Annotated in this window: 23 protein-coding genes; 6 read left to right on the plus strand and 17 right to left on the minus strand. The window is 70.0% G+C overall.

The window, feature by feature from the left end; all coding sequences use genetic code 11:
* Window positions 1–6: 6 nt before the first annotated feature.
* Complete coding sequence (locus tag RCO38_RS16885; RefSeq protein WP_308329515.1) at window positions 7–1,353, minus strand: DUF1329 domain-containing protein; 1,347 nt, start codon at window positions 1,351–1,353, stop codon at window positions 7–9.
* 14 nt (window positions 1,354–1,367) lie between these two features.
* A complete protein-coding gene (locus RCO38_RS16890) occupies window positions 1,368–3,032 on the minus strand; it encodes a DUF1302 domain-containing protein (protein ID WP_308329516.1) in 1,665 nt (554 codons plus the stop codon).
* A 215-nt stretch (window positions 3,033–3,247) separates the two neighbouring features.
* Here RCO38_RS16890 and RCO38_RS16895 point away from each other — a divergent pair, with 215 nt between their 5' ends.
* Window positions 3,248–4,198, plus strand: a complete 951-nt coding sequence (locus tag RCO38_RS16895) for a LysR family transcriptional regulator (RefSeq protein ID WP_308329517.1) — start codon at window positions 3,248–3,250, stop codon at window positions 4,196–4,198.
* Here RCO38_RS16895 and RCO38_RS16900 read toward each other — a convergent pair.
* Window positions 4,182–4,682: an acyl-CoA thioesterase gene (locus RCO38_RS16900; protein WP_308329518.1), complete on the minus strand. Its 501-nt coding sequence runs from the start codon at window positions 4,680–4,682 to the stop codon at window positions 4,182–4,184. The two genes, RCO38_RS16895 and RCO38_RS16900, sit on opposite strands and share 17 nt — an antisense overlap.
* Before the next feature lie 84 nt (window positions 4,683–4,766).
* Window positions 4,767–5,417, minus strand: coding sequence for a LysE family translocator (locus tag RCO38_RS16905; protein ID WP_308329519.1), 651 nt, complete (start codon window positions 5,415–5,417; stop codon window positions 4,767–4,769).
* Between the two features lie 90 nt (window positions 5,418–5,507).
* Between RCO38_RS16905 and RCO38_RS16910 the strand changes: the two genes are divergently transcribed.
* Both RCO38_RS16910 and RCO38_RS16915 read left to right on the plus strand, forming a co-directional pair.
* A complete protein-coding gene (locus tag RCO38_RS16910) occupies window positions 5,508–6,482 on the plus strand; it encodes a helix-turn-helix transcriptional regulator (RefSeq protein WP_308329520.1) in 975 nt (324 codons plus the stop codon).
* A gap of 91 nt (window positions 6,483–6,573) precedes the next feature.
* Entirely contained in the window at window positions 6,574–6,909 is a 336-nt protein-coding gene (locus RCO38_RS16915) for a flagellar basal body protein (RefSeq protein WP_308329521.1), read from the plus strand.
* Window positions 6,910–6,923: 14 nt separating this feature from the next.
* Here RCO38_RS16915 and RCO38_RS16920 read toward each other — a convergent pair whose 3' ends face one another.
* From RCO38_RS16920 to RCO38_RS16935, 4 genes are all read right to left on the minus strand, one after another.
* Complete coding sequence (locus tag RCO38_RS16920; RefSeq protein ID WP_308329522.1) at window positions 6,924–7,379, minus strand: SRPBCC domain-containing protein; 456 nt, start codon at window positions 7,377–7,379, stop codon at window positions 6,924–6,926.
* Window positions 7,372–7,722, minus strand: a complete 351-nt coding sequence (locus RCO38_RS16925; protein WP_308329523.1) for an ArsR/SmtB family transcription factor — start codon at window positions 7,720–7,722, stop codon at window positions 7,372–7,374. The genes RCO38_RS16920 and RCO38_RS16925 overlap by 8 nt, the downstream gene beginning before the upstream one ends.
* 91 nt (window positions 7,723–7,813) lie before the next feature.
* Complete coding sequence (locus RCO38_RS16930) at window positions 7,814–8,680, minus strand: heme-dependent oxidative N-demethylase subunit alpha family protein (RefSeq protein WP_308329524.1); 867 nt, start codon at window positions 8,678–8,680, stop codon at window positions 7,814–7,816.
* Between the two features lie 9 nt (window positions 8,681–8,689).
* Window positions 8,690–9,577, minus strand: a complete 888-nt coding sequence (locus tag RCO38_RS16935) for a LysR family transcriptional regulator (protein ID WP_308329525.1) — start codon at window positions 9,575–9,577, stop codon at window positions 8,690–8,692.
* A 103-nt stretch (window positions 9,578–9,680) separates the two neighbouring features.
* Between RCO38_RS16935 and RCO38_RS16940 the strand changes: the two genes are divergently transcribed.
* The 3 genes from RCO38_RS16940 to RCO38_RS16950 are packed head-to-tail and all read left to right on the plus strand — an operon-like array spanning window position 9,681 to window position 11,411.
* A complete protein-coding gene (locus RCO38_RS16940) occupies window positions 9,681–10,361 on the plus strand; it encodes a Bax inhibitor-1/YccA family protein (RefSeq protein WP_308329526.1) in 681 nt (226 codons plus the stop codon).
* A gap of 11 nt (window positions 10,362–10,372) precedes the next feature.
* A complete protein-coding gene (locus RCO38_RS16945; protein WP_308329527.1) occupies window positions 10,373–10,783 on the plus strand; it encodes a hypothetical protein in 411 nt (136 codons plus the stop codon).
* 22 nt (window positions 10,784–10,805) lie between these two features.
* On the plus strand, window positions 10,806–11,411 hold the full coding sequence (locus RCO38_RS16950) for an exopolysaccharide biosynthesis protein (RefSeq protein ID WP_308329528.1): 606 nt from the start codon (window positions 10,806–10,808) through the stop codon (window positions 11,409–11,411).
* Here the strand turns inward: RCO38_RS16950 and RCO38_RS16955 are convergent.
* The 9 genes from RCO38_RS16955 to alr all read right to left on the minus strand — a co-directional run bounded on the left by RCO38_RS16955 (window position 11,408) and on the right by alr (window position 21,275).
* Window positions 11,408–12,145 carry a sulfite exporter TauE/SafE family protein gene (locus RCO38_RS16955; protein WP_308329529.1) on the minus strand — a complete coding sequence of 246 codons (738 nt, stop codon included), beginning with the start codon at window positions 12,143–12,145 and terminating at the stop codon, window positions 11,408–11,410. The genes RCO38_RS16950 and RCO38_RS16955 overlap by 4 nt on opposite strands.
* A gap of 31 nt (window positions 12,146–12,176) precedes the next feature.
* Complete coding sequence (locus tag RCO38_RS16960) at window positions 12,177–12,410, minus strand: hypothetical protein (protein WP_308329530.1); 234 nt, start codon at window positions 12,408–12,410, stop codon at window positions 12,177–12,179.
* A 94-nt stretch (window positions 12,411–12,504) separates the two neighbouring features.
* Window positions 12,505–12,798 (minus strand): metal-sensitive transcriptional regulator, encoded by a 294-nt coding sequence (locus RCO38_RS16965; protein ID WP_308329531.1) that lies wholly within the window; start codon window positions 12,796–12,798, stop codon window positions 12,505–12,507.
* A gap of 18 nt (window positions 12,799–12,816) precedes the next feature.
* Window positions 12,817–13,860, minus strand: a complete 1,044-nt coding sequence (locus RCO38_RS16970) for an SLAC1 anion channel family protein (protein ID WP_308329532.1) — start codon at window positions 13,858–13,860, stop codon at window positions 12,817–12,819.
* 34 nt (window positions 13,861–13,894) lie between these two features.
* Complete coding sequence (locus RCO38_RS16975) at window positions 13,895–14,125, minus strand: YgaP family membrane protein (RefSeq protein WP_308329533.1); 231 nt, start codon at window positions 14,123–14,125, stop codon at window positions 13,895–13,897.
* A 35-nt stretch (window positions 14,126–14,160) separates the two neighbouring features.
* Window positions 14,161–17,502: an efflux RND transporter permease subunit gene (locus RCO38_RS16980; RefSeq protein WP_308329534.1), complete on the minus strand. Its 3,342-nt coding sequence runs from the start codon at window positions 17,500–17,502 to the stop codon at window positions 14,161–14,163.
* A 12-nt stretch (window positions 17,503–17,514) separates the two neighbouring features.
* Window positions 17,515–18,642, minus strand: coding sequence for an efflux RND transporter periplasmic adaptor subunit (locus RCO38_RS16985; protein WP_308329535.1), 1,128 nt, complete (start codon window positions 18,640–18,642; stop codon window positions 17,515–17,517).
* 79 nt (window positions 18,643–18,721) lie between these two features.
* On the minus strand, window positions 18,722–19,960 hold the full coding sequence (locus RCO38_RS16990; RefSeq protein ID WP_308329536.1) for an MFS transporter: 1,239 nt from the start codon (window positions 19,958–19,960) through the stop codon (window positions 18,722–18,724).
* 190 nt (window positions 19,961–20,150) lie between these two features.
* On the minus strand, window positions 20,151–21,275 hold the full coding sequence (gene alr / locus RCO38_RS16995) for an alanine racemase (protein ID WP_308329537.1): 1,125 nt from the start codon (window positions 21,273–21,275) through the stop codon (window positions 20,151–20,153).
* Window positions 21,276–21,328 lie beyond the last annotated feature (53 nt).

Below are 21,328 nucleotides of genomic sequence, written 5' to 3' on the forward strand. Positions count from 1 at the left end.
GCCCGCTCAGCGCACGCCGTCGCCGGCCATGGCGTCGGGGGTGAAGAAGCTGTCCGGACGGCGCGGCACGATCTTGTAGTGCTGGTTGCGCTCGTTGACCACGCCGCTGGCGTACCACGCGCCCGAGATCAGGTCGTTGAAGCCCCACTGCTGCTGCGGCGTGGTCGCCGGCAGCTCGGGCATCACCACCGGGTGCGACCAGAGGGTCTTCCACAGCTGTCCCTTGGCGTCCCAGCGGTCGCCCAGCACGGCCACCCAGGTGTCCTCGTCCACGTAATAGCGGCTCTTGGGCGCCTGGTGCCGCTGGCCGGCCTTGAGCGTGGCCTCCACCACGTACACGCGGTGCAGTTCCCAGCGCACGTGGTCGGGGTTGAGGTGGTTGGCCAGCAGCACGTCGCTGTCCTTGGTCGGTGTGTGCAGGCGGTTGCTGTTGTAGGGGATCAGCATCTCCTGCTTGCCGACGATCTTCCAGTCGAAGCCGTCGCTGCGGCCGGCGAACACGTCGATCTCGTCGAAGCTGGCCACCCCCGCGCTCGCCGGGGTGGGCGTGTCGCAGCAGGCGTTGGGCAGCTTGCGCACGCGGCGCTGGCCGGTCAGGTAAACCCATGAGCCGGTCTTGTCCTGGTCCAGATTCAGGCGGCCGGTGATGGCCTCGCCCGCCCGCACCGGCGGGCCGCTGTTGACCAGGCGGACCATCCAGTACTCGCCGCCGAACTTGTCGGCCTGACCGTCGGCGTAATACGGCATCTGGAAGTCGCCGCGCGCTTCGACGGAGAGCACGCGCTGGCCGCTGGCCGTGCCCAGGTAGCCGCGGAAGTCGGCCTGCCAGGCCTCGCCGCGCCAGTGCAGTTCGTGGTTGGCCATGACCTCTTCACCGGTTTTGGGAAGGGGGAAGGGAATGCCGCCGAACGCGCCGGTGACGACGCCGCCCTCGATCTTCGCGCCGGTGGCGTTCTTGAACGTGTTGTCGTAGACCCATTGCGGCGCCGCCGCGGTGCGGTGGGTCTTGTAGACGTCGACGCGGAAGCTCTGCGGGTATTTCTTGAGCAGGGCCTGCGTGCCCTCGGTCAGCTTGCTGGCGTACTGGGCCATGTTGGCGGCCGTGATGCTGTAGAGCGGCTTCTCGCTGGCGAAGGGGTCGCCGCGGCGGCCGCCGTTCTTGAAGCCGGGAATCGCGGTGGTGTAGCCCCCGGTCCAGGCTGGGATGCTGCCGTCCTTGTTGCCGGCGCGCTCGGCGCCCAGGGGGGTCAGGTCGGTCTTGAGGCGCGCGGCCTCCTGGGCGGTCACGCCGGCCTGGGCCGTGCCCAGGGCGAGCAGCAGCGCCGCCGCCGTCCACAGTTGCGGTTGTTTCATGTTGGTCTCCTCGGTCAGAAAGTGGTGCGCAGCGACACGGTCAGGTAGTTCCGGTCTTTCAGCGCCTGCTTGAACACGGCGTTGTTGGCGGCGTCCAGCGTGGGCGCCGCCTTGCCCAGGAAGTGCACGTAGTTGATGGCCAGGTTCCAGGACCCGAGGTAGACGGCGTTGAGCCCCAGGCTCAGGTCGCCGCCGCCGTCCACGCCGAAGCCCGGGCCGACCGCCGAGGACTTGCCCTTGGTGTAGCCCAGGCCGATCGTGGGCGAGAGGTCCAGACCGGGCAGCACCTGGCGGTAGCTGGGCGAGAACACCATGCGCGTGCCCACGGCCGACTTGTCGGCGTTGGGGTTGAGCATCTGTTCGTTGCGTGTCACCTTCAGCCGCGTGTTCCACGCCACCTCGCCCACGAACGAGGCTTCGCGCGACAGGAAGGAAGGGCCGAGCGAGGCGATCCACGAGAGCTGCGCGTGCGCCGTCTCACCCACCGCGTAGCCGGGGTTGCTGTTGTTGTTCAGACCGGTGTTGACGCGGATGGTCGAGAGCGAGGCCTGGCCCGAGCTGGCCAGCGGCGTGTTCTGGCGCACCGAGACTTCGCCCGCCAGCCCCCATTCGCCGACCGACTTGGCGAAGCTGGCGCCGAAGGCGCGCACGCCCTCGTGGTACATCCAGCGGTAGCTGCTGGGCACCAGCGCGGGCGGCACGCCGTTGAGCACGGTGTTGATGTTGCTGGGCGTGGTGGCGTGGTAGCGGATGGCGTAGAGGCCGAAGTCGGTGTCGAGCGACGGCACGCGAAAACGCAGCTGCACGCCGCCCTGGCCGCTGTCCTTGGCGTCCAGGTCGGGCTGGCGCTCGAAGCTGGCCGTAGGTCCGGCCAGGATGCGCTCGGCGCCGGGGCCCAGCGAGTCGCTGCTCGAAAGGTAGGCACCCGCCGGCATCAGGCGGGTCTTCTCCCACTCGTAGGCCAGGTAGGCACCCAGCGACACATCGGGCGAGAGCTGCACCTGGCCGGAGAGCTTGCCGGTGGGCATGGCGACCTCCTTGAAGGTGGCGTTGGGCACCGACAGCAGCTTGATCAGGTCCAGCGGCGCCTGGCCGCCCGCGATGCCGTTGGCACCGAAGAACAGGCTCTCGCCCCAGAGCAGGGTGTGGCGGCCCAGGCGGGCCGAAGCCGGGCGGTCACCCAGGTCGAACTTGTCGTAGACGAAGGCATCGAGCAGCTCGGCCTTGCGGCCCATGAGGTCGCGGGTCTCGGGAGCGAACGCAGTACCCGGCCGGTGGTTGGCGGTGAAGCCGGTGTTGTCGGTCTTGCCGTTGTAGACGCTGTCGTACCAGGCCGCGCCACTGACGCGGGCGCCGTAGCCCGGGCCGGCCAGGTCCAGCTCGGTCAGCAGGTCCAGCCGGTTGGAGACCAGGCCCTTCCTGAAGTTGTTGTCGCCGTCGTCCTGGTTGACGGTCAGCGGCATCTGCGCGGACAGCGTGGGCGAGGCGCTCTTGAGGCGCTGCATCAGGCTGTACTTGACGGTGTTGTCCCAGCGCAGGGTCCAGTCGGGGTTCCCCGTGTCGATCTCGATCGCCTGGGCCGCAGGGGCGGCCAGCAGCGCGAGCAGCAGGGGCGTGAGGGTGCGGCGTCCGTGCGTCCGGCGCGGGGCAGCGGGTCGGGCATTCGCTCGATCGGGCATGGCTTGTCTCCTTGTTGTCGTGGGCTTTCGTTGGCCTGGAGCACTTGATCCAGATCAAACGAGCCGCGACTTTAGGGAGCCATCGATGCCCTGTGAAATGGATTGTTCCAATCCTTTCCATCCACTTTTGAAATATCAGGGCAAACCCTTGTGCCCTGCGCGCCCCGCCCGGCGCCCGGCCGGGGCTGATGCACACTTGCCGCCGACACCCCACCATGCGATTCAAGAAACTCGACCTCAACCTGCTCGTCGCACTCGACGCCCTGCTGACCGAAAAGAACGTCACACGGGCCGGTGAGCGCGTGTTCCTGAGCCAGTCCACGATGAGCAATGCGCTCTCCCGGCTGCGCCAGTACTTCGACGACGAGCTGCTGGTGCAGGTCGGTGGCCGCATGGAGCTGACGCCGCGCGCCGAACTGCTGCACGAGGCGGTGCGCGACGTGCTGGTGCGCATCGACACCACCGTCGCCGCGCGGCCCGCTTTCGACCCGACCGAGTCGGAGCGCGAGTTCACGCTGTTCGTGTCCGACTACTCGATGGAGGTGCTGATCCCCGGCATGCTGGCGCTGGCCCACCAGCGCGGCAGCCGGGTGCGCTTCAACCTCAAACAGCAGGTGGGCCTGCCCCACCGCAGCCTGGAGCGCGGCGAGGCCGACCTGCTGATCATTCCGTCGAATTTCTGTTCACCGGACCACCCACTGGACCCGCTGTTCGACGACCGCTTCGTGTGCGTGGTCTGGCAAGACAGCCCGCTTTCGAAAGGCACGCTGACAATGGAGCGCTACCTGCAGGCGCGCCATGTCGCGATGGTCCCGGCCGACGGCGGCTTGCCGGTGTTCGACACCTGGCTGGCCAACGACCACGGCCTGAGCCGCGAGATCGGCCTCACCACCTACAGCTTCAGCGCGATGCTGCACCTCGTGGTCGGCACCGACCTGATCGCCACCTCGCATGCGCGGCTCGCCCACCTGCTGCGGGGCACGCTGCCCATTGCGCTGCTGCCGGTGCCGCTGTCGATGAAGAAGCTGCAGCAGTCCATGCAGTGGCACAAGTACCGCAGCCGAGACCCGGGCCTGATCTGGCTGCGCGACCTGCTGCGCGAGGCTGCAGCCGGCATGGGCCCCTGCCCCGGCGAGCCGGGCTCACCGCTCACGCTGCTCCGCTAGGGCGCTCCGGCAGGCGGATGGCGGCGAAGCGCTGCTCCATCTCGCGCCGCATCGCCTTGCGCAGCTCCGCCCCTTCATGCCGGCGGCGCTCGTCGGGTGTGAACGGCCGCAGCGGCGGCACGACCGTGGGCTTGCGGTCCTCGTCCACCGCGACCATGGTGAAGAAGCAGCTGTTGACGTGGCGCTTGTCCTGGGTGCGGATGTTCTCGGCGATCACCTTGATGCCGACCTCCATGGACGAGGTGCCGGTGTGGTTGACCGAGGCCAGGAAGGTCACCAGCTCACCGACGTGGATCGGCTGGCGGAACATCACCTGGTCGACGCTGAGCGTGACCACGTAGGTGCCGGCGTAGCGGCTGGCGCAGGCGTAGGCCACCTGGTCGAGCAGCTTGAGGATGGTGCCGCCATGCACGTTGCCGGAGAAGTTGGCGGTGTCGGGCGTCATGAGCACGGTCATGCTCAGCTGGTGGGCGGGGAGTTCCATGGAAGTCTCTCGGGTGGCGATGGGGAATCGGGCGAAGCCGTGATCGTGCCAGTTCTGGCTGCCAGTTGGCTGGCAGGTCGACGCTCAGGTGGAAACCAGCCCATGCCAGAGCATCCACGCCGCGCCCCCCATCAGCACCAGCCCGACCCCGCGCATGGCGCCGACCTGCGCCCGGCCGCTGCCGCGCAGGGCCGCCTGGGCCCGGTCCGCTCCGAGCACGACCAGGCCGTAGACGGCCGCCTGCGTGACCGCGACGATGGCGCCCATCGCCACCGCCTGCGGCAGCACCGGGCCCAGTTCGGGCCGCGCGAACTGCGGGAACACCGCGACCATGAACAGATAGGCCTTCGGATTGAGCAGGCAGGTCAGCAGGCCCTGCCGGAAGGAGGCGGCGACCGGTCGTGACCGGCTGACGCCCACCTCGCCCAGCGCCGAAGCGCCCCGCACCAGCGACGCGCCGATCCAGCCCAGGTACAGCGCGCCCCCGACCAGCATCAGCGTGAACAGGCCGGGCACGGACTGCAGCACCAGCCCCACGCCCAGCGCGGCCATGACCGTGTGTGCCACACCGCCCGCCACGACCCCGGCCAGTGCCGCCGCGCCACCCTGCCGGCCATCGGCCAGCGTGCTGCCGAGCACGAACGCCATGTCCATGCCCGGCAGGGCAATGATGCCCAGCACCAGAACGAAGAACAGCCAGAGGTGGGACAGGTCGGAAAGGATCAGGTTTTCCATGGAGCAGCGTGGTGAGGGATGACGGGCACATGCTGCGCCTCTTACCATGACATCCTGTGTCATGTTTAGAGAACACCATCGCCCTGCACCATGCAAGCCAGCCGACTGCTTTCGATCCTCATGCTGCTGCAGTCGCACGGCCGCATGACCGCGCCCGCGCTGGCGCGCACGCTGGAGGTGTCCACCCGCACCATCCTGCGCGACATCGACCAGCTCTCGGCCGCCGGGGTGCCGGTGTGGGGTGAACCGGGACGGGCGGGCGGGTTCCAGCTGCGCGAGGGCTGGAGCACCACGCTCAACGGCCTCACCGAACCGGAGTCGCAGGCGCTGCTGCTGGCGGGGCTGCCGACCGCCGCCACCGATCTGGGTCTGGGTGCGGCAGCCACTTCTGCACGCTTGAAGATGGTCGCGTCCTTGCCGGCCGAATGGCGGCAGCAGGCCGAGCGCGTGGGCGCGCGGCTGCACATTGATCCGGTGGACTGGTACCGCAGCAGCGAGACGCCCGAGCACCTGCGGGGCCTGGCCGACGCGGTCTGGCATTCGCGCCGTGTCGCGGTGCGCTACGAAAGCTGGCGTGGCACGGGTGAGCGCGAGCTGGAGCCGCTGGGGCTCGTGATGAAAGCAGGCACCTGGTACCTGGCTGCGCGCACCTCTGGGCAGGATGCGGTCCGCACCTACCGTATTTCCGCGGTGCAGTCCCTGCGGCCGCTGCCCACCCGCTTCCGTCGGCCTCGCCAGTTCGATCTGGCGGCGCACTGGCAAGCCTCGATCGACCGCTTCGAAACCGGGCTGCGGCAGCTGCAGGCGGTGGTCAGCGTCTCACCACGGGCGCTGGGCTGGCTGCGCAACGAGCGCCACCCCTTTGTGCCTAGCGCGGTGCCGGCCGGGACCGCAGCACGACCGGGCTGGACCACGGTGCACCTGCCCGTCGAATCGATCGAGCAGGGTACACGGCGTCTGCTGTCCTATGGCGGCGAGGTCGAGGTGCTGGCACCAGCGGCCCTGCGGCAGCGGCTCCTCGACGAGCTGGCGTCCGTGCAGGGGCGGTACGGCCAAGCTCTCTGACGCGCACCGTCCTTTGTGTGCCTACAGTTTTCGCGCCAGCCGCCGATAGATCCCTCTGGGCCATTGCGCCCGGCCCAACCGGACCCACACCATGACTTCGCCCATCGGATCGTCCGCCTCCGCCATCGGCCTGAGCGGCCTGCGCGCCGCGCAGCTGCGGCTGGACGTGGGCGCGCACAACATCGCCAACGCCCAGACGCCGGGCTTCCAGCGCCAGCAGGTGGTGCAGACGGCCAACCCCGCATCGGGGGGCGTGACGGCGCGCGTCGAGCGCGACACGCTGGCCGCCGCAGAAGGTGGCGACCTGGGCCATCTCGCCGAAGACCTGGTCGGCGGCAAGATGGCGCTCTACAGCTTCGCCGCCAGCCTGCAGGTGGTGAAGACCGAGCAGGACATGCTCGGCACCCTGTTCGATCAACGCGCCTGACGCGCCCCGGCACCTCAGGCCAGGTGCTCCCGCACGTAAGCCTCCAGCTTGGCCAGGTGCTGCTTGCCGCCTTCGATGGCGCCGTATTTCTCGACCACTTCGTCGCGCTCGGCCTGCGTGGGAAACACCTGCCGGATCGTCACGCGCGTGCCGGTGTCCGTTGCGTCCAGCGTGACCGTGGTCTCGAACCAGACGCGCTGGTCGTCGCCGTGGTCGAACACCATGCGCGCGGGCGGCGTGATCTCCTTGAACCAGACGCGGTTGGGAAAACGGGTGCCGTCGGGCCCGACCATGGTGTAGCTCCACAGCCCGCCGACGCGGAAGTCCATCTCCACGTCCTCGTTGCGGAAACCGTCCGGCCCCCACCAGCGGTTGACGTGGTCGGGGTGGGTCATGGCGGTCCAGATGCGCTCGCGGGCGAAGGGCAGTTCGCGCGAGAGCAGCACGGTGCGCTGGTCGATCTCATTCATGTTCGGGTCCTTTCTTGGGTTCCATGGTGTGCAGGTAGTCCTCCAGCCGGTCCAGGCGGGCCTCCCAGACCTGGCGCTGTTCCTCGATCCAGTCCGACGCGGCCTTCAGCGGGGCGGCCTTGAGCCGGCAGGGCCGCCACTGCGCGTGGCGCCCGCGGTGGATGAGCTGCGCGCGCTCCAGCACCTTCAGGTGCTTGGTGACCGCCGGCAGCGACATGGCCAGCGGCTCGGCCAGCTGCCCCACCGTCGCCTCGCCCTGCCCCAGCCGCGCCAGCATGGCGCGCCGGGCCGGATGGGCCAGCGCGGTGAAGACGGCGTCGAGTTCGGCTTCGTATTTAACCATGTGGTTAAGTTAAGCCCTCGCGCAGGCGCTGTCAACCACCGCCTGTCCAGGAACGCCGGTCGCCACCCCCGGCGGGCCCCTGTCTCCGTGGTCAGGACGACCGGAGTTCGGCGCAGAGCCGCGCGCGCACCGCGGTCATGCCGCGGTAGGCCACCACGGCCTCGCTCATCGAGGCCAGCGCCTCGGCCAGTTCGGCCGCGCGGCCGGGCGCGACGGCCAGCACTTCCGCCAGCGGCGCGACCATCACGCGGATGAAGAACACGCCGCGCCGCAGCGCCGGCAGCGGCAGCGTGGTCTGGCGCTCGACGCGGAAGAACACCTGGTCGAGCAGGCGGCCCGTGGCGCCCGCTGCGTCGGCCGCCGCGAGCGCGTCCTCCCAGCGCGCCCGGCGCGTCTCGGGGTGCTGGGCCAGGTCGCCATTGGGCGTGAGCAGCCAGACGTGGCGCAGCATCGGCGCCTGCCGGAAGGCCATGTCGACGATGCCGCGCGCGCCCGCCTGCAGCAGCGCGTTGTCGGCCACCGGCGCATGGATGGCGCTGAAGTCCAGGCCCAGCTTCTCGGCCGGGTTCCAGTTCGAGGGGAAACACACCGAGAGGAAACGCGCCCGGAAGCCGTCGCCGGGCTCGTCGTGCAGGACCACGAAGTCCTCCTGCATGCCCTCGGCCAGGGCCCGGGCGTCCGGTGCGATGGCGACCCCGGTCTGGGCAGCGTAGGCCCCGGCGATGGCCTGCAGCACCGCCGGGTCGGCCTCTCCGAAGGAGGCGCGGTGCGGCCGCGCCTGGAGCACGGCCCGCTTGCCGTCTGCGTAGGCGGCGGCCAGTGCGTCGCGCACGAACAGCGCGGGCGGCGCGACTCCTGCCTCCGCTGGGGACAGCCGCGACAGGCCCGGCCGCATGCGGAATGGCGCTCCGACGGACCATGGCATGTCGGCGGCCGGGGTGAGCACGGTCGGGCTCATCGCACCGCCTCAGGGCACCACCGCCGCCAGCAGCTTCTGCACCAACGGGTGCTGCACCTTGCGCGCCGTGCCGATGGCATAGAAGTGCTCCTGCACGCCCTCGCAAGGTGCGAGCCACTGCAGGCCGTAGCCGCTGGAGAGCTTTTCGCGCATGCGCTCGGACGCTGGGAACACGCCCATGCCCGAGGAGCCGAAGGTGGCCAGCAGCGCGCTGTCCTCGAACTCGCCGACCACGTGCGGCAGCACGCCCTGCTGCTCGAACCACTGGTCGATGCGCATGCGCACCGAGGCATGGGCGCTGGGCAGCAGCACCGGCACCTCCGCCAGACAGCGCGGGAAGTCCTTGCGGGCCTGGGCCAGCCATTCCTTGGGCGCGTACCAGCCCAGCGGCGACGAGCCCATGGCGTGGCTGTAGAGCTTGAGGTTGGGGTTGGCCGGCGCGGGCCGGTCGGACAGCACCACATCCAGCCGGTGCAGCGCGAGGTCGGCCAGCAGGTCGTCGAAATCGTCCTCGTGGCAGACCAGGCGCAGCCGCGGCTCCTCCAGCGCGGGTGCCAGCAGTTCGCGCACCGCGAGCTTGGCCAGACCGTCCGAGATGCCCACCACCAGCCGCACCGAGGTCTGGCTGGTGGCGTCCCGCACCGCAGTGTGCAGGTGTTCGCCGAGGTGGAAGATCTGCTCGGCCACCTGCAGGGCGGCGTGGCCGGCGTCGGTGAGCGCCAGCCCGCGGCCGGCTGGCTTGAACAGCGCATGGCCCAGCGACTGTTCCAGCAGCCGCACCTGCGCGCTGATGGTCTGCACCGCCATGCCCAGCCGCGCCGCCGCGTGCGACATGCCGCCTTCCTTCGCCGTGACCCAGAAGTAGTAGAGGTGCTTGTAATTGAGTTCCTGGTTCATTCTTCGCCTTTTTGGGAAAAATTCTTCGCCATTGTCTGCTTTTCACATTGATCGTGAAACCCTATCTTCCAGCCTCCCTTTGTTCCCTTCCAGGAGAACCCTCATGGCGCAAGTCCGTCGCTTCCCTTCCCTGTCCACCGGCAGCCCGCTGTCGCTGGACCGTCCGCAGGCCGCGAAGGTCCTGCGCAACACCTACGCCCTGCTGTCGCTGACGATCCTGTTCGCGGCCGGCATCGCCGCGCTCGCGGTGGCCAACAGCTGGCCCGCCCCCGGGCTGGTGATCACGCTGGTGGGCTACTTCGGCCTGCTGTTCGCGGTGCACAAGTTGCAGAACAGCGGCTGGGCGCTGCCGGCCGTGTTCGCGCTGACCGGCTTCATGGGCTACACGCTGGGCCCGCTGCTGGCCCGCACACTGGAGCTGCCCGGCGGCGCCGGCACCATCGTGGCCGCACTGGCCGCCACGGGCGCGACCTTCGTCGCCCTCTCGGCCTATGTGCTGACCACGCGCCGCGACTTCAGCTTCATGGGCGGCTTCCTGTTCGCCGGCATGGTGATCGCCATCGTGCTGGCGCTGGTGGCCTACTTCTTCACCATGCCCGCGCTGGCGCTGGCCGTCTCGGCCATGGTGGCCCTGTTGTCGGTGGGCCTGATCCTGTTCGAGACCAGCCGCATCGTCAACGGCGGCGAGACCAACTATGTGCTGGCCACGGTCGGCCTGTTCGTCTCGGCCTTCAACCTGTTCACCAGCCTGCTGAGCCTGTTCGGCATCGGCGGCAACGACTGAGGCGGCCCCGCATGAAGACGCTCATCTGGAGCCTCACCGCGCTGCTGGCGGCCTTGTGGACCGGCTTCATCGCCCTCGTGCACCAGCTCACCGGCTGGCTGCTGTCGGCGGTGGACGCCGGGGCCCTGCAGGGCGCGGCGGGCACCGTCGGCGGACTGGCGCTGCCGCCCGTGCCCGCCTGGCTCGCGCCCTGGGTCGACACCACCTCGATCGCCGCGCTGCAATCGTTCGTGGTGTCGCTGGTGGAGTGGCTGGGCGCGGTGATGCCCTCCGGCGATGCCCTGATGGCCTGGGTCGGTCCGCTGCTGTGGATCGGCTGGGGCCTGGTGCTGGTGCCGATGCTGGCCATCGCCGGCCTGCTGCACTGGCTGGTCGGGCGCACCACGGCGCAGCAAGGCGCCGTGCGGCCTGTGAGCGCATGAACGCCAACCGGAGGGATATCCGGTGAACGACAGCATCGCGCAGCGGCTGCGCGGCGCGGCCACTGACGGCCCGCAGGCCCTTCGCCTGTCGCTGCGCGAACTGCTGCAGCTGCACGGCGAAGGATCGGGTGCGGTGCTGCTGATGCTGATGGCGCTGCTGAGCACGGCGCCCATCGCTGGGGCGGGCACGGTGCTCAGCCTGGGCATCTTCGCGCTGGCCGGCGCCTGGCTGCGCGGGCGGGACACCCTGCCCCTGCCCGAGCGGCTGGCGCGCCTGACCCTCAATGAAACCTGGACGCGCCGCTGCCTGCACGGGCTGGCCTGGACCTACGAACGCGCCGAGCGCTGGATGTGCCCGCGCTGGCAGGCACTGTGCCACGCGCGCGCCCGGTGCTGGTGGGCGCTGTGGATTGCGCTCATGGCGGCGCTGATCTTCCTGCCATTGCCGCTGGGCAATGTGCTGCCCGGCACCAGCCTGATGCTGCTCAGTCTGGGCTGGCTGTTCCGCGATGGCATCGCGCTGCTGCTGTCGGCGGCCACCGGTGCGGCGGGCGTGGGCTACGCTCTTTCCGTGGGCCACCTGGCGCTGGCGGCCTGGCAGCACCTGGGAAGCCAGATCGGTTTCTAGAGCCTCGAGAAAAACACGGCGCTCATCACCAGGCCGGTGACGATCACGCCGCGCCGCACCCAGGTCACGGGCAGCGCCTTGGACCAGCGCGCGCCGAAGTAGCCGCCCGCGGTGGCTGCCACCATCATCAGCAGGCCCTCTTTCCAGGCGATGGCCCCCGCGACCACGAAGGCGGCCACGGACAGCCACGAGAGCACCAGCGAGTTGAGGTTCTTGAGCGCGTTGACGGTGTTCAGCCGTGTCTCGCCGGCCACCGTGTACAGCGCCATCAGCAGGATGCCCAGCCCGCCGTTGAAGTAGCCACCGTAGATGGCCACCGCCAGCAGGCCCGGCTCGCGCCAGCGCGCCAGCCCATGGCCACCCGCGGAGGCCGCCTGGGCCCGGCGGGCGATGGCCGGACCGGCCGCGAACAACACGGTGGCGAAGAGCAGCAGCCAGGGCACGATGCCGGTGAACAACCGGGCCGGCGTGACCAGCAGCAGCAAGGCACCCGCGACGCCGCCGACGGCCGCAATCAGCGTTTCGCGGCGCAGGCGCTGCACCGGCAGCTCGCGCAATTCGGCCTTGAAGCCCAGGGTGCTGCCCAGGTAGCCCGGGCTCACCGCCAGCGCGCTGGTGGCGTTGGCGACGATGGGCGGCACGCCGGTGAAGACCAGCGCGGGAAAGGTGAGGAAACTGCCGCCGCCGGCGATGGCGTTGAGCGCCCCCGCGCCGAACGCGGCGGCCGCCAGCAACGGCGCGGAACTCAGGAACTCCAGACCGTGCTCACTTGGCGGCGGGGATGGCCACGTAGCGGTAGCCCTTGCCGCGCATGCAGTGGGCCACCATCTGCTCGCGCTCGCCCTCGGGCACCTTGGCCAGGCCAACCTGGTATTGGCAATCAGAGAGCTGGGTGTAGGTCTCGTCCTTGCTGGCGTTGGGTTTGACCCACTCGGCCTTGGGGGTGGACGAGCAGGCGGCGAGGGAAAGCAGCAAGGCGGTGGCGAGGACGGTTTTCATCGGTGAAACGGGTCGGTTTTCAGAGGACGGCCAGCATACCAAAGCACCTTCAACCCAGGCTGCAACCAGATGCATCGCCCCCGGCGCCACCAGCCTATCGCGAGCGGCCCAGCTTGTCCTGCAGACGCGCCAGCACCTCGCTGACCGTCTGCGGATCGGCGGCGGCCGCGCCGCCCGCGGTCAGCGCCTGTTCGGCCAGCGAGAGGTTCAGCCGAACATAGGTGCTGTCCAGCGCATGCCGGGTGGCCAGCAGCTGCTGCGCTATCTTGGCGCAGTCGGCGCCCTCCTCCAGCAGCTTCTGCAGGCCGCGCACCTGGCCTTCGGCGCGGCGCAGGCGGTGCAACAGCTCGGCCTTGCGCTCGGTGGCAAGGGTACGCGGTGTGGTCACGGGCGGCTCCGTTCGGCCTCAGGCGGCCACCGGGGTGATGCTGGCCACCGGTTCAGGCGCCAGCAGCGAGCCGTCGCGCAGGCCGCGCACGGTGGCAAAGCCCAGCCAGAGCACCACCATCGAAGTCGCGGCCAGCAGCAGCACCGCCCCGGTCTGCAGCAGCCCGCCCGCCGGTTCCTGCAAACCCAGCAGGCGCAGGGTCAGCGTGGTGAAGGCCGCGAGCGGGAACGACAGGCCCCAGAACGGAATGCCGAAAGGCTGCGCCACCGCGCGCTTGAGCACCGGCAGCACCCACAGCAGGAAGAACAGCGCAACGCCCCACAGCGCCTGCACGGCCCACAGCGGCGCCTCGCCTCGCTCGACCAGTTGGGACAGCACCAGGCCGATCACGGCCGGCGGCGCGACGGTGATCATCCAGGCCGGCAGCAGGCGGTCGGGCAGTGGGCTGTGAGTGATGCGACGCGCCAGGACCAGGGCCAGCACCAACGGCCAGAAGAAAGCCCCGATGCCGAACTGCGCCGCGGCCCACCCCCCATGGCCCAGCGGCACGCCGGCCAGCGGCGCGAGCACATTGCCCACCACCGGGATCAACAGCACCGGCGTGACCGACGGCCACAAGCCGGTGTTGCCCGGGGTGGCGCCGACCGCGGGCACGAGCCAGCGGCCCAGCACCCACAGCGTGGCCCAGAGCTGCAACAGGCTGCCGGCCCACCAGAGCGCGCGCCACAGAACGGACGGCGCGCCCGAAGCACCGCCCAGTGCCACCCCGACCGTCGCCAGCAGCAGCAGCGACACCGGGAATGCGGCCACGAAAGCGTGGCGCACGGGGTGCTTCAGGTCCTCGGCCAGCGCCGCCGGATGGCGCTGCCAGCGCAGCAGCGAGGCCCCCAGCAGCACGAGAAACACCCCCAGCGCCAGCAGGCCCGCCACCAGCGCCAGCCCCTCGGCCATGTCGCCCAGCAGCGGCGCTGCGCGGTGCCAGGCCAGCGACAGGCCGCACAGGCCCATGACCAGCGAGAACCAGCCGGGCATGAGGAACTTCAACGGGGTGGGACTGGACATGGCACTCCTCGGGACGGGGTGGATCAGGACAGCGTCATTTTCCGGTGCTGCAGGCCGAGCCGCCTTCCGGCACACCCATCTTCCTGAACAGGATCGCGGGCGGGCAGAAACCGGTGACGCCCGACTGCGCCAGGTTGAAGCCGGCGAAGGCGGTCAGCGCGAGGAACCATTCGCTGACGAAGATGGGACTGCCGTGGTAACCCAGGGCGAGCGAGACCAGCACGACGGTGCCGGCCATGATGCGGATGAGGCGTTCGACGGTCATTTCAGACTCCTTGATGAAAGTGGAACTACACAGCGTCACGCCGCTTGGTACTTGTTGCGGTACACGGCGTAGTAGAGAACCGGGATGACGACCAGCGTCAGCATCGTGGACACGGCGATGCCGAAGATCAGCGAGATCGCCAGGCCGTTGAAGATGGGGTCGTCGAGGATGAAGAAGGCGCCCATCATGGCGGCCAGACCGGTCAGCGCGATGGGCTGCGCGCGCACCGCGGCGGACTGCACCACGGCCTGCGCGAACGGCACGCCGCGCGCGGTTTCCAGCTCGATGAAGTCCACCAGCAGGATGGAGTTGCGCACGATGATGCCGGCCAGCGCGATCATGCCGATCATGGACGTGGCGGTGAACTGCGACTGCAGCAGCGCGTGGCCCGGCATGACGCCGATCATGGTCAGCGGGATGGGCGCCATGATGATCAGCGGCGTGAGGTAGCTCTTGAACTGCGCGACCACCAGCAGGTAGATCAGGATCAGGCCGACGCCGTAGGCGGCACCCATGTCGCGGAAGGTTTCGTAAGTGATCTGCCACTCGCCGTCCCACTTCACCGCGTACTGGCGGTACGGGTCTTTCGGTTGCGAGATCCAGTACTCGCCGAGTTCTCCGGTGTTGGGCAGGGCCGCGTCTTTCAGCGCCGGGCGGATGCCGAACAGGCCGTACAGCGGCGAGTCGAGTTCACCGGCCATGTCGCCGAAGACGTAGGTCACGGGCAGCAGATCCTTGGTGAAGCGCGGCTGGTCGATCACACCGCGCTCGACGGTCACGAGTTCGGACAGCGGCACCATGGCGCCCTTTCCATCCGGTGTTGCGGCCTTCATGGGCAGCGCCAGCAGGGCGTCCAGGCCGACCTGCGCTTCGCGCGGCAGCTGGATGCGCACCGGCACCGCGAACTTGGCATGGCCGTCGTGCAGCCAGGCGGCGTCGGACCCCGAGAGTGCGGCGTAAACGGTCTGCGCGATCGCCTGCACCGGGATGCCCAGCGACTCGGCGCGCTGGCGCTGGATGCGCAGGAAGGCGCGCGGCGCGTGCTCCTTGAGCGAAGTGTCCACGCCCACGATGTCGGGCGTGCTCTTGAAGGCCCTGGCCACACGTTGCGCCAGTTCGGCGCGGCCTTTGTCGTCCGGCCCGTAGACCTCGGCCACGATGGGCGACATCACCGGCGGGCCGGGCGGCACCTCCACCACCTTGACGCGCGCGCCGTGGGCGGCGGCGATCTGCTCCAGCGCCGGGCGGTGGCGCTGCGCGATGGCGTGGCTCTTCTCGCTGCGGTCGTGCGCGCCGACCAGGTTGACCTGCAGGTCGCCGCCTTCGGCCTCGGCACGCAGGTAGTACTGGCGCACCAGGCCGTTGAAGGTGATGGGGCTGGCCGTGCCGGCGTAGCCCTGCACGTGGGCCACCTCGGGTTGTTGCGCGAGGAAGGCGGTCATGTCCTGCAGCGCGGCGGTGGTGCCTTCCAGCGGGGTGCCGGCGGGCATGTCCACCACCACCTGGTACTCGCTCTTGTTGTCGAAGGGCAGCATCTTGAGCACCACCCACTGCACCAGCGCCAGCCCCACCGAGAGCAGCAGGGCCGCGACGATGCCACCGGCCAGCAGCCAGCGCTTGCGCGCGCTCTGCAGGAAGGGCGTGAGGAGGCGCGTGAAGGTGTTCTGCAGCGCGCGGGTCAGCTTGCCGGGGCCGTGGGCGGCATGCATTTCCGTCTTCGTCAGCTTCAAGGCCAGCCAGGGCGTGACGGTGAAGGCGATGGCCAGCGAGATCGCCATGCCCATGCTGGCGTTGATGGGGATGGGGCTCATGTACGGGCCCATCAGCCCGGTCACGAAGGCCATGGGCAGCAGCGCCGCGATGACGGTGAAGGTGGCCAGGATGGTGGGACCGCCCACCTCGTCCACGGCGCGCGGGATGATGACGGCCCACGGGATGTTTTGGCTACGGCCGGCCGCTGTCGCGGCCTTCACATCGCCTTCGGCGATACGAGCCTGCGCCGAAACATACATCGCCCCATGGCGATGTATGTTCTCCACCACCACGATGGCGTCGTCCACCAGGATGCCGATGGAGAAGATGAGCGCGAACAGCGAGACGCGGTTGAGCGTGAAGCCCCAGGCCCAGGACGCGAACAGCGTGGCCGTGAGCGTGAGGATCACCGCCGCGCCGACGATGACCGCCTCGCGCCGGCCCAGCGCCAGGCCCACCAGAACGATCACGCTGGCGGTGGCGAAGATGAGTTTCTGGATCAGCTTGTTGGCCTTGTCGGCCGCGGTCTGGCCGTAGTCGCGGGTGATGCTGACCTGCACGTCGTCGGGGATGACCGTGTTCTTCAGGTTCTCCAGCCGCTCGGCGGCGCCGCGCGCCACGTCCACCGCGTTTTCGCCGGGCTTCTTGGTCACGGTGATGGTCACGGCCGGGTGGTTCTGGCCCTGCTGGCCGGCGTGTGCCGCGTCGGCTGCACCGGGGGTGAACCACACATAGCGCTGCGGCAGCTGCGCCCCGGCTTCCACCCGCGCCACTTCGCGCAGGTAGACCGGGCGGGCCGCCCCGCCTTGGCTGGACACGCCGACCACGATGTCGCCGACGTCCCTTTCGCTCTGCAGAAACTCGCCGGTCTCCACCGACAGCATGCCGGGCTCGCCCGTGGCCGGGTTGGGGTTGACCACCGAACCCGAGGGCAGCGCCTGGTTGGCCGCGGCGATGGCACCGTGCAGCTGCTGCACGCTGACGCCGCGTTCGCGCAGCTGGTTCGGGTTGAGCCACACGTGCACCGCGCGGCCCGGACCGCCGATGGTGACCACCTCGCGCGTGCCGGGCACGCGCTTGAGCTCGGTTTCCACCGCGTGCGCCACGCGCTCCAGGTCGTGCGCGCTCTGCGCGTCGGCCGTCCACAGCGTGGCAGCGAGCACCGGCACGTCGTCGATGCCCTTGGGTTTGACGATGGGTGTCATCACGCCCAGGCCCTGGGGCAGCCAGTCCTGGTTGGCGTTGAGCACGTCGTACAGGCGCACCAGCGCCTCGGTGCGCGGCACACCCACCTTGAACTGCACCGTCAGCACGGCCACGCCGGGGCGCGCGACGGAATAGGTGTGTTCGATGCCCTGGATCTGCGAGAGCACGTGCTCGGCCGGGGCCGCGACCATCTTCTCCACGTCGGCACTGGACGCGCCGGGGAAAGGAATCATCACGTTGGCCATGGTCACGTTGATCTGCGGCTCTTCTTCGCGCGGGGTGACCAGCACGGCGAACAAGCCCAGCAGCAGCGCGACCAGCGCCAGCAGCGGCGTGATGGCGTTGGCCTGGAAGGCCCGCGCCACGGAACCGGAGAAGCCCAGCTTCTCCAGCGTCGTTGCATCCTGTGTGTGGCCCATGGCGGTCGCCTCTTACTTCGCCACGGGCGTTGCGCCGGACAGGCCCGCGCGCACGGGGTCGAGCGCCACCTGGTTGCCGGCCTTCAGGCCCGCCAGCACCTCGACCCCGTCGCCCTGGGTGGCGCCGGTGCGCACCGCGCGCAAAGCGAAGCCATGCCCGGATTCGCCCTTGGCGGTGACGACGTAGACGCCGGTCAGCTCGCCGCGGCGCAGCAAGGCCGTGGCCGGCACCACCAGACGCTGAGGCACGGCCTGGGCGGCACTGCCAGTGAAACGCACCTTGACCTGGCGACCCGGCACCTGGTCCGCGCCATCGGCGTCGCTGAGGTTCAGGCGCCACTCCACGGTCTGCGACACCGGGTCGGCGGCCGGCACGGTGGTCTTGGCCGCAGGCACGACCCAACGGTCGGTCCCGGGCAGTTGCACCTCGATCTTCTGGGCCGCCAGCGCCAGCGGCTGCAAGGACGCTGGCACGTGCACCACGGCGCGCATGGGCTGCGGCGCGTAGACGGTGAGGATGGGCGCGCCGGGCATGGCCAGCGCACCGGCTTCGGCGTGGGTGGCCAGCACCCAGCCATCCCAGGGCGCGGTCAGGCGGGTGAAGCCCTGGGCCACGCTGGCCTGGGTCTGGCCGGCGCGGGCGGCGGCGGCACCGGCTTCGGCGGCACGGAACTGGGCCAGCGCCGAATCGAGCGCGGCCTGGGCGATGAAGCCCTGCGTGCGCAGTTCCCTGGTCCGTTCGTAGGCGGCCTTGGCGTTGGCCAGGCTGGCCTGGGCCTGCGCGACACCGGCCTGCGCCTGGGCCACGCCGGCCTGGGTGGCGCGGTCGTCGATGACGGCCAGCACCTGGCCGGCCTTGACGCGGTCACCCGCCTTGACCGACAGCGTGGCGATGCGGCCGCTGGCCTGGGCCGAGAGCACGCTCTGGCGCACCGCCTGCAGGCTGCCGTCGAATTCGGCGCTGCCCGCCACGGCCTGCGCGCCGACGACGATCACCGGCACCTGTGGGCCCGCGGTGGCGGGGGCAGGGTCGGCGGCCCGGGCGGCGCCCAGGGCCAGCAGGCCGGAAGCCAGCAGCAGGCGTGCGGCGCGGGCCGGCATCAGGGACGGAACAGACGGGGCATGTGCACGGGCGGGCATGGCAATCTCCTATACCTGCCGCAGTATACATTTATACCCCCAGGGGTACAAGACCCCTTTGCCTGCCGGCGACCGTAGCTCAGCGGCGCTGTCGCGCCAGCACCCAGGCCGCTCCGAAGAAGCTCAGCGCCGCCGCCACCAACACCGCGTAGGCCGCACGCAGGCCGAAGTGTTCGGCCAGTTCGCCCATCAGCAGGGCCGCGATCTGGGCCCCGACGGTGAAGGAAATCATCAGCAGGGCCGACAGGCGCGGCGCCTCCTGCGGAAAACCGCGCAGCGCGATGCCCAGCAGGATCGGGAAGCCCACCGAGACGCCCAGGCCGGTGAAGTAGTTGCACAGCGCCAGCCAGACGAAGGGCGCATCGGCCGGGCTCAGCCAGACACCCGTGATCGCCAGCGCCGCCAGCGCGCCCAGGCCCTGGATCTTCTGTTCCATGCTCCAGCGGCTGTGCACGAAGGCCTGCCACACCCGGCCGGTGACCATGCCGGCCATCAGGAAGCCCAGGGCCATGCGGGCCACCTGGTCGCTCTCGCCCAGCGCCTCGGTGGCGAAACTCACGAACCAGAAGTACTGGCCCCACTCGCACAGGCCGCTGCAGACCCCGGCGAACAGCACCCAGCGCACCACCGGCTGGCGCAGCAGGCCACCGTAGTCCAGCGGCTGGTGAACCTGGCCGGTGGCCTCGGCATGCGCGTGGTCGCTGCGGAAGGCCACGGTGCGCAGGTAACGGCGCTGCAGCGTCATCAGCAGCATCACCAGCGCCATGAAACCGAACACCACATAGGGACCGCGCCAGCTCGGGTTGGCCGCGAGCACGGCGGCCGCCATCAGCGGCGAGAACATGGTGCCCAGGCTGTAACCGACGTCGACCAGGCTGATGATGCGGGCGCGCTGCTCGGGTTCGTCGCTCAGTTCGGCCAGCAGGCCGTGTCCGACGGTGAACAGCGCGGTCTCGAAGGTGGCGATGGTCACCATGAAGAAGGCCAGCCAGCCGAAACTGGGCGCCAGCAGCACGCCCGCCAGCGCCACCACCACGGCCGCGGTGTAGGCGCGCAGCAGGCGGCGCGGCGGAAAACGCTTGGCGATGGCGCCGCCCAGCAGCGAGCCGACGGCGCCGCCAGCGCTCCAGATCGCCATCAGCCAGCCCATCTGCTGGAAGGACACACCCATCTGGGCGCGCAGGTTGGGGGTCACCGCCCCGAGCAGCGCCCCGAAGATGCCCCAGGTGAGGGCGCAGTACAGGATGATCCAGGCGACATAGGGCAGACCGCGCAGCAGGTTCAGCGGGGCGGTCAGGGCGGCGGTGGCGGAGTTCACATCAGGCTTTCGATCAGGTTATGCAATCGATTGTCCTGCCAGCGCGTCCCAAGTCCGTGAGGTGCCCTGCAAATAAACCTGCTTGGTAACCGGTCACTGTCGTGTGCACGGCCAGGATGTGGTGGAACCGGCTTCGCCGGGCCACTCGCATCGCCCCCTGGGGGGTGACGCCGCAGGCGGCGCGGGGGGATCACATGAACGGCACGCGCGGGGCCACGGCGCAGAGCAGCTCGTAGCTGATGGTGCCGGCCGATCGCGCCACCTCGTCGACCGGCAGTTCGGCGCCGGTGGTCGGCGAGACGCCCCAGAGCACGACCTCGCTGCCCATGCCGGCCGGCACGCCCGCGGCGTCCAGCGGCGCCAGGTCGACGGTGACCATGTCCATGCTGACCCGCCCGATCGTGCGCGTGCGCACGCCATTCACCAGCACCGGTGTGCCGGTGGGGGCATGGCGCGGGTAGCCGTCGGCGTAGCCGCAGGCGGCGACGCCGATGCGCATGGGAGCGTCGGCGGTGAAGGCCGAGCCGTAGCCCACAGTGTCGCCGGGCTGCAGGCTCTGCACCCCGATGATCCGGGTGGTCAGGGTCATGGTGGGCCGCAGGCCCCAGGTGGCCGCCGTGTGCTCCGGGTGGTCGGGCGCGCCGCCGTAGAGCGCGATGCCTTCGCGCACCCAGTCGGCCGCCAGTGTGCTGGCGCCCACGCCGCGCAGCGGGCTGGCCGCATGGCGCAGGATGGCCGCGCTGTTGCACAGGCTGCGCTCGCCCGGCAGGTCCTCCGTGGCCGCCTCGAACGCGGCGAGCTGGTGGGCGATGCCGCGCGGGCCGTCGGCGTCGCTGAAGTGCGTCATCAGCGAAATCTCCTCCACCTGGGGCAGCGCGTTCAGCCGGGCCCAGGCGGCGCGGAAGGCGTCGGGCCGGAAACCCAGGCGGTTCATGCCGCTGTTGAGCTTGAGGAAGACGCGGTGCGGCGCATGCGTCTTGTGCGCGGCGAGCCAATCGATCTGTTCGGTGCAGTGCACCGCGTGCCAGATGTTCAGGCGCGAGCAGAGTTCGAGGTCGCGCGGCTCGAAAACGCCTTCGAGCAGCAGCACGGGCCCGCGCCAGTCGAGCGCGCGCACACGCTCGGCCTCGGCCAGGTCGATCATCGCGAAGCCGTCGGTACTGCGCAGCGCCGGCACCACGCGCTCGATGCCGTGGCCGTAGGCGTTGGCCTTGACCACCGCCCAGACGCGGGCGTCGGGCGCGCGCAGGCGGGCCTGGCTCAGGTTGTGTTCAAGCGCTTCGGGGTGGACGGTGGCGAGGATCGGGCGGGGCATGGCGGAACCGGGCGGAGGTGCGGTGGGCGTGGTCGGCGGAAAGCGCCGACTGT

Source organism: Hydrogenophaga pseudoflava, from assembly GCF_031020795.1.
GTDB classification, from domain to species: domain Bacteria; phylum Pseudomonadota; class Gammaproteobacteria; order Burkholderiales; family Burkholderiaceae_C; genus Hydrogenophaga; species Hydrogenophaga pseudoflava_A.

Bases quoted from the DNA above. Each gene is read 5' to 3' on its own strand.
- RCO38_RS16885 (WP_308329515.1), bottom strand. From the start codon at position 1,353: ATGAAACAACCGCAACTGTGGACGGCGGCGGCGCTGCTGCTCGCCCTG.
- RCO38_RS16890 (WP_308329516.1), bottom strand. From the start codon at position 3,032: ATGCCCGATCGAGCGAATGCCCGACCCGCTGCCCCGCGCCGGACGCAC.
- RCO38_RS16895 (WP_308329517.1), top strand. From the start codon at position 3,248: ATGCGATTCAAGAAACTCGACCTCAACCTGCTCGTCGCACTCGACGCC.
- RCO38_RS16900 (WP_308329518.1), bottom strand. From the start codon at position 4,682: ATGGAACTCCCCGCCCACCAGCTGAGCATGACCGTGCTCATGACGCCC.
- RCO38_RS16905 (WP_308329519.1), bottom strand. From the start codon at position 5,417: ATGGAAAACCTGATCCTTTCCGACCTGTCCCACCTCTGGCTGTTCTTC.
- RCO38_RS16910 (WP_308329520.1), top strand. From the start codon at position 5,508: ATGCAAGCCAGCCGACTGCTTTCGATCCTCATGCTGCTGCAGTCGCAC.
- RCO38_RS16915 (WP_308329521.1), top strand. From the start codon at position 6,574: ATGACTTCGCCCATCGGATCGTCCGCCTCCGCCATCGGCCTGAGCGGC.
- RCO38_RS16920 (WP_308329522.1), bottom strand. From the start codon at position 7,379: ATGAATGAGATCGACCAGCGCACCGTGCTGCTCTCGCGCGAACTGCCC.
- RCO38_RS16925 (WP_308329523.1), bottom strand. From the start codon at position 7,722: ATGGTTAAATACGAAGCCGAACTCGACGCCGTCTTCACCGCGCTGGCC.
- RCO38_RS16930 (WP_308329524.1), bottom strand. From the start codon at position 8,680: ATGAGCCCGACCGTGCTCACCCCGGCCGCCGACATGCCATGGTCCGTC.
- RCO38_RS16935 (WP_308329525.1), bottom strand. From the start codon at position 9,577: ATGAACCAGGAACTCAATTACAAGCACCTCTACTACTTCTGGGTCACG.
- RCO38_RS16940 (WP_308329526.1), top strand. From the start codon at position 9,681: ATGGCGCAAGTCCGTCGCTTCCCTTCCCTGTCCACCGGCAGCCCGCTG.
- RCO38_RS16945 (WP_308329527.1), top strand. From the start codon at position 10,373: ATGAAGACGCTCATCTGGAGCCTCACCGCGCTGCTGGCGGCCTTGTGG.
- RCO38_RS16960 (WP_308329530.1), bottom strand. From the start codon at position 12,410: ATGAAAACCGTCCTCGCCACCGCCTTGCTGCTTTCCCTCGCCGCCTGC.
- RCO38_RS16970 (WP_308329532.1), bottom strand. From the start codon at position 13,860: ATGTCCAGTCCCACCCCGTTGAAGTTCCTCATGCCCGGCTGGTTCTCG.
- RCO38_RS16975 (WP_308329533.1), bottom strand. From the start codon at position 14,125: ATGACCGTCGAACGCCTCATCCGCATCATGGCCGGCACCGTCGTGCTG.
- RCO38_RS16980 (WP_308329534.1), bottom strand. From the start codon at position 17,502: ATGGGCCACACACAGGATGCAACGACGCTGGAGAAGCTGGGCTTCTCC.
- RCO38_RS16985 (WP_308329535.1), bottom strand. From the start codon at position 18,642: ATGCCCGCCCGTGCACATGCCCCGTCTGTTCCGTCCCTGATGCCGGCC.
- alr (WP_308329537.1), bottom strand. From the start codon at position 21,275: ATGCCCCGCCCGATCCTCGCCACCGTCCACCCCGAAGCGCTTGAACAC.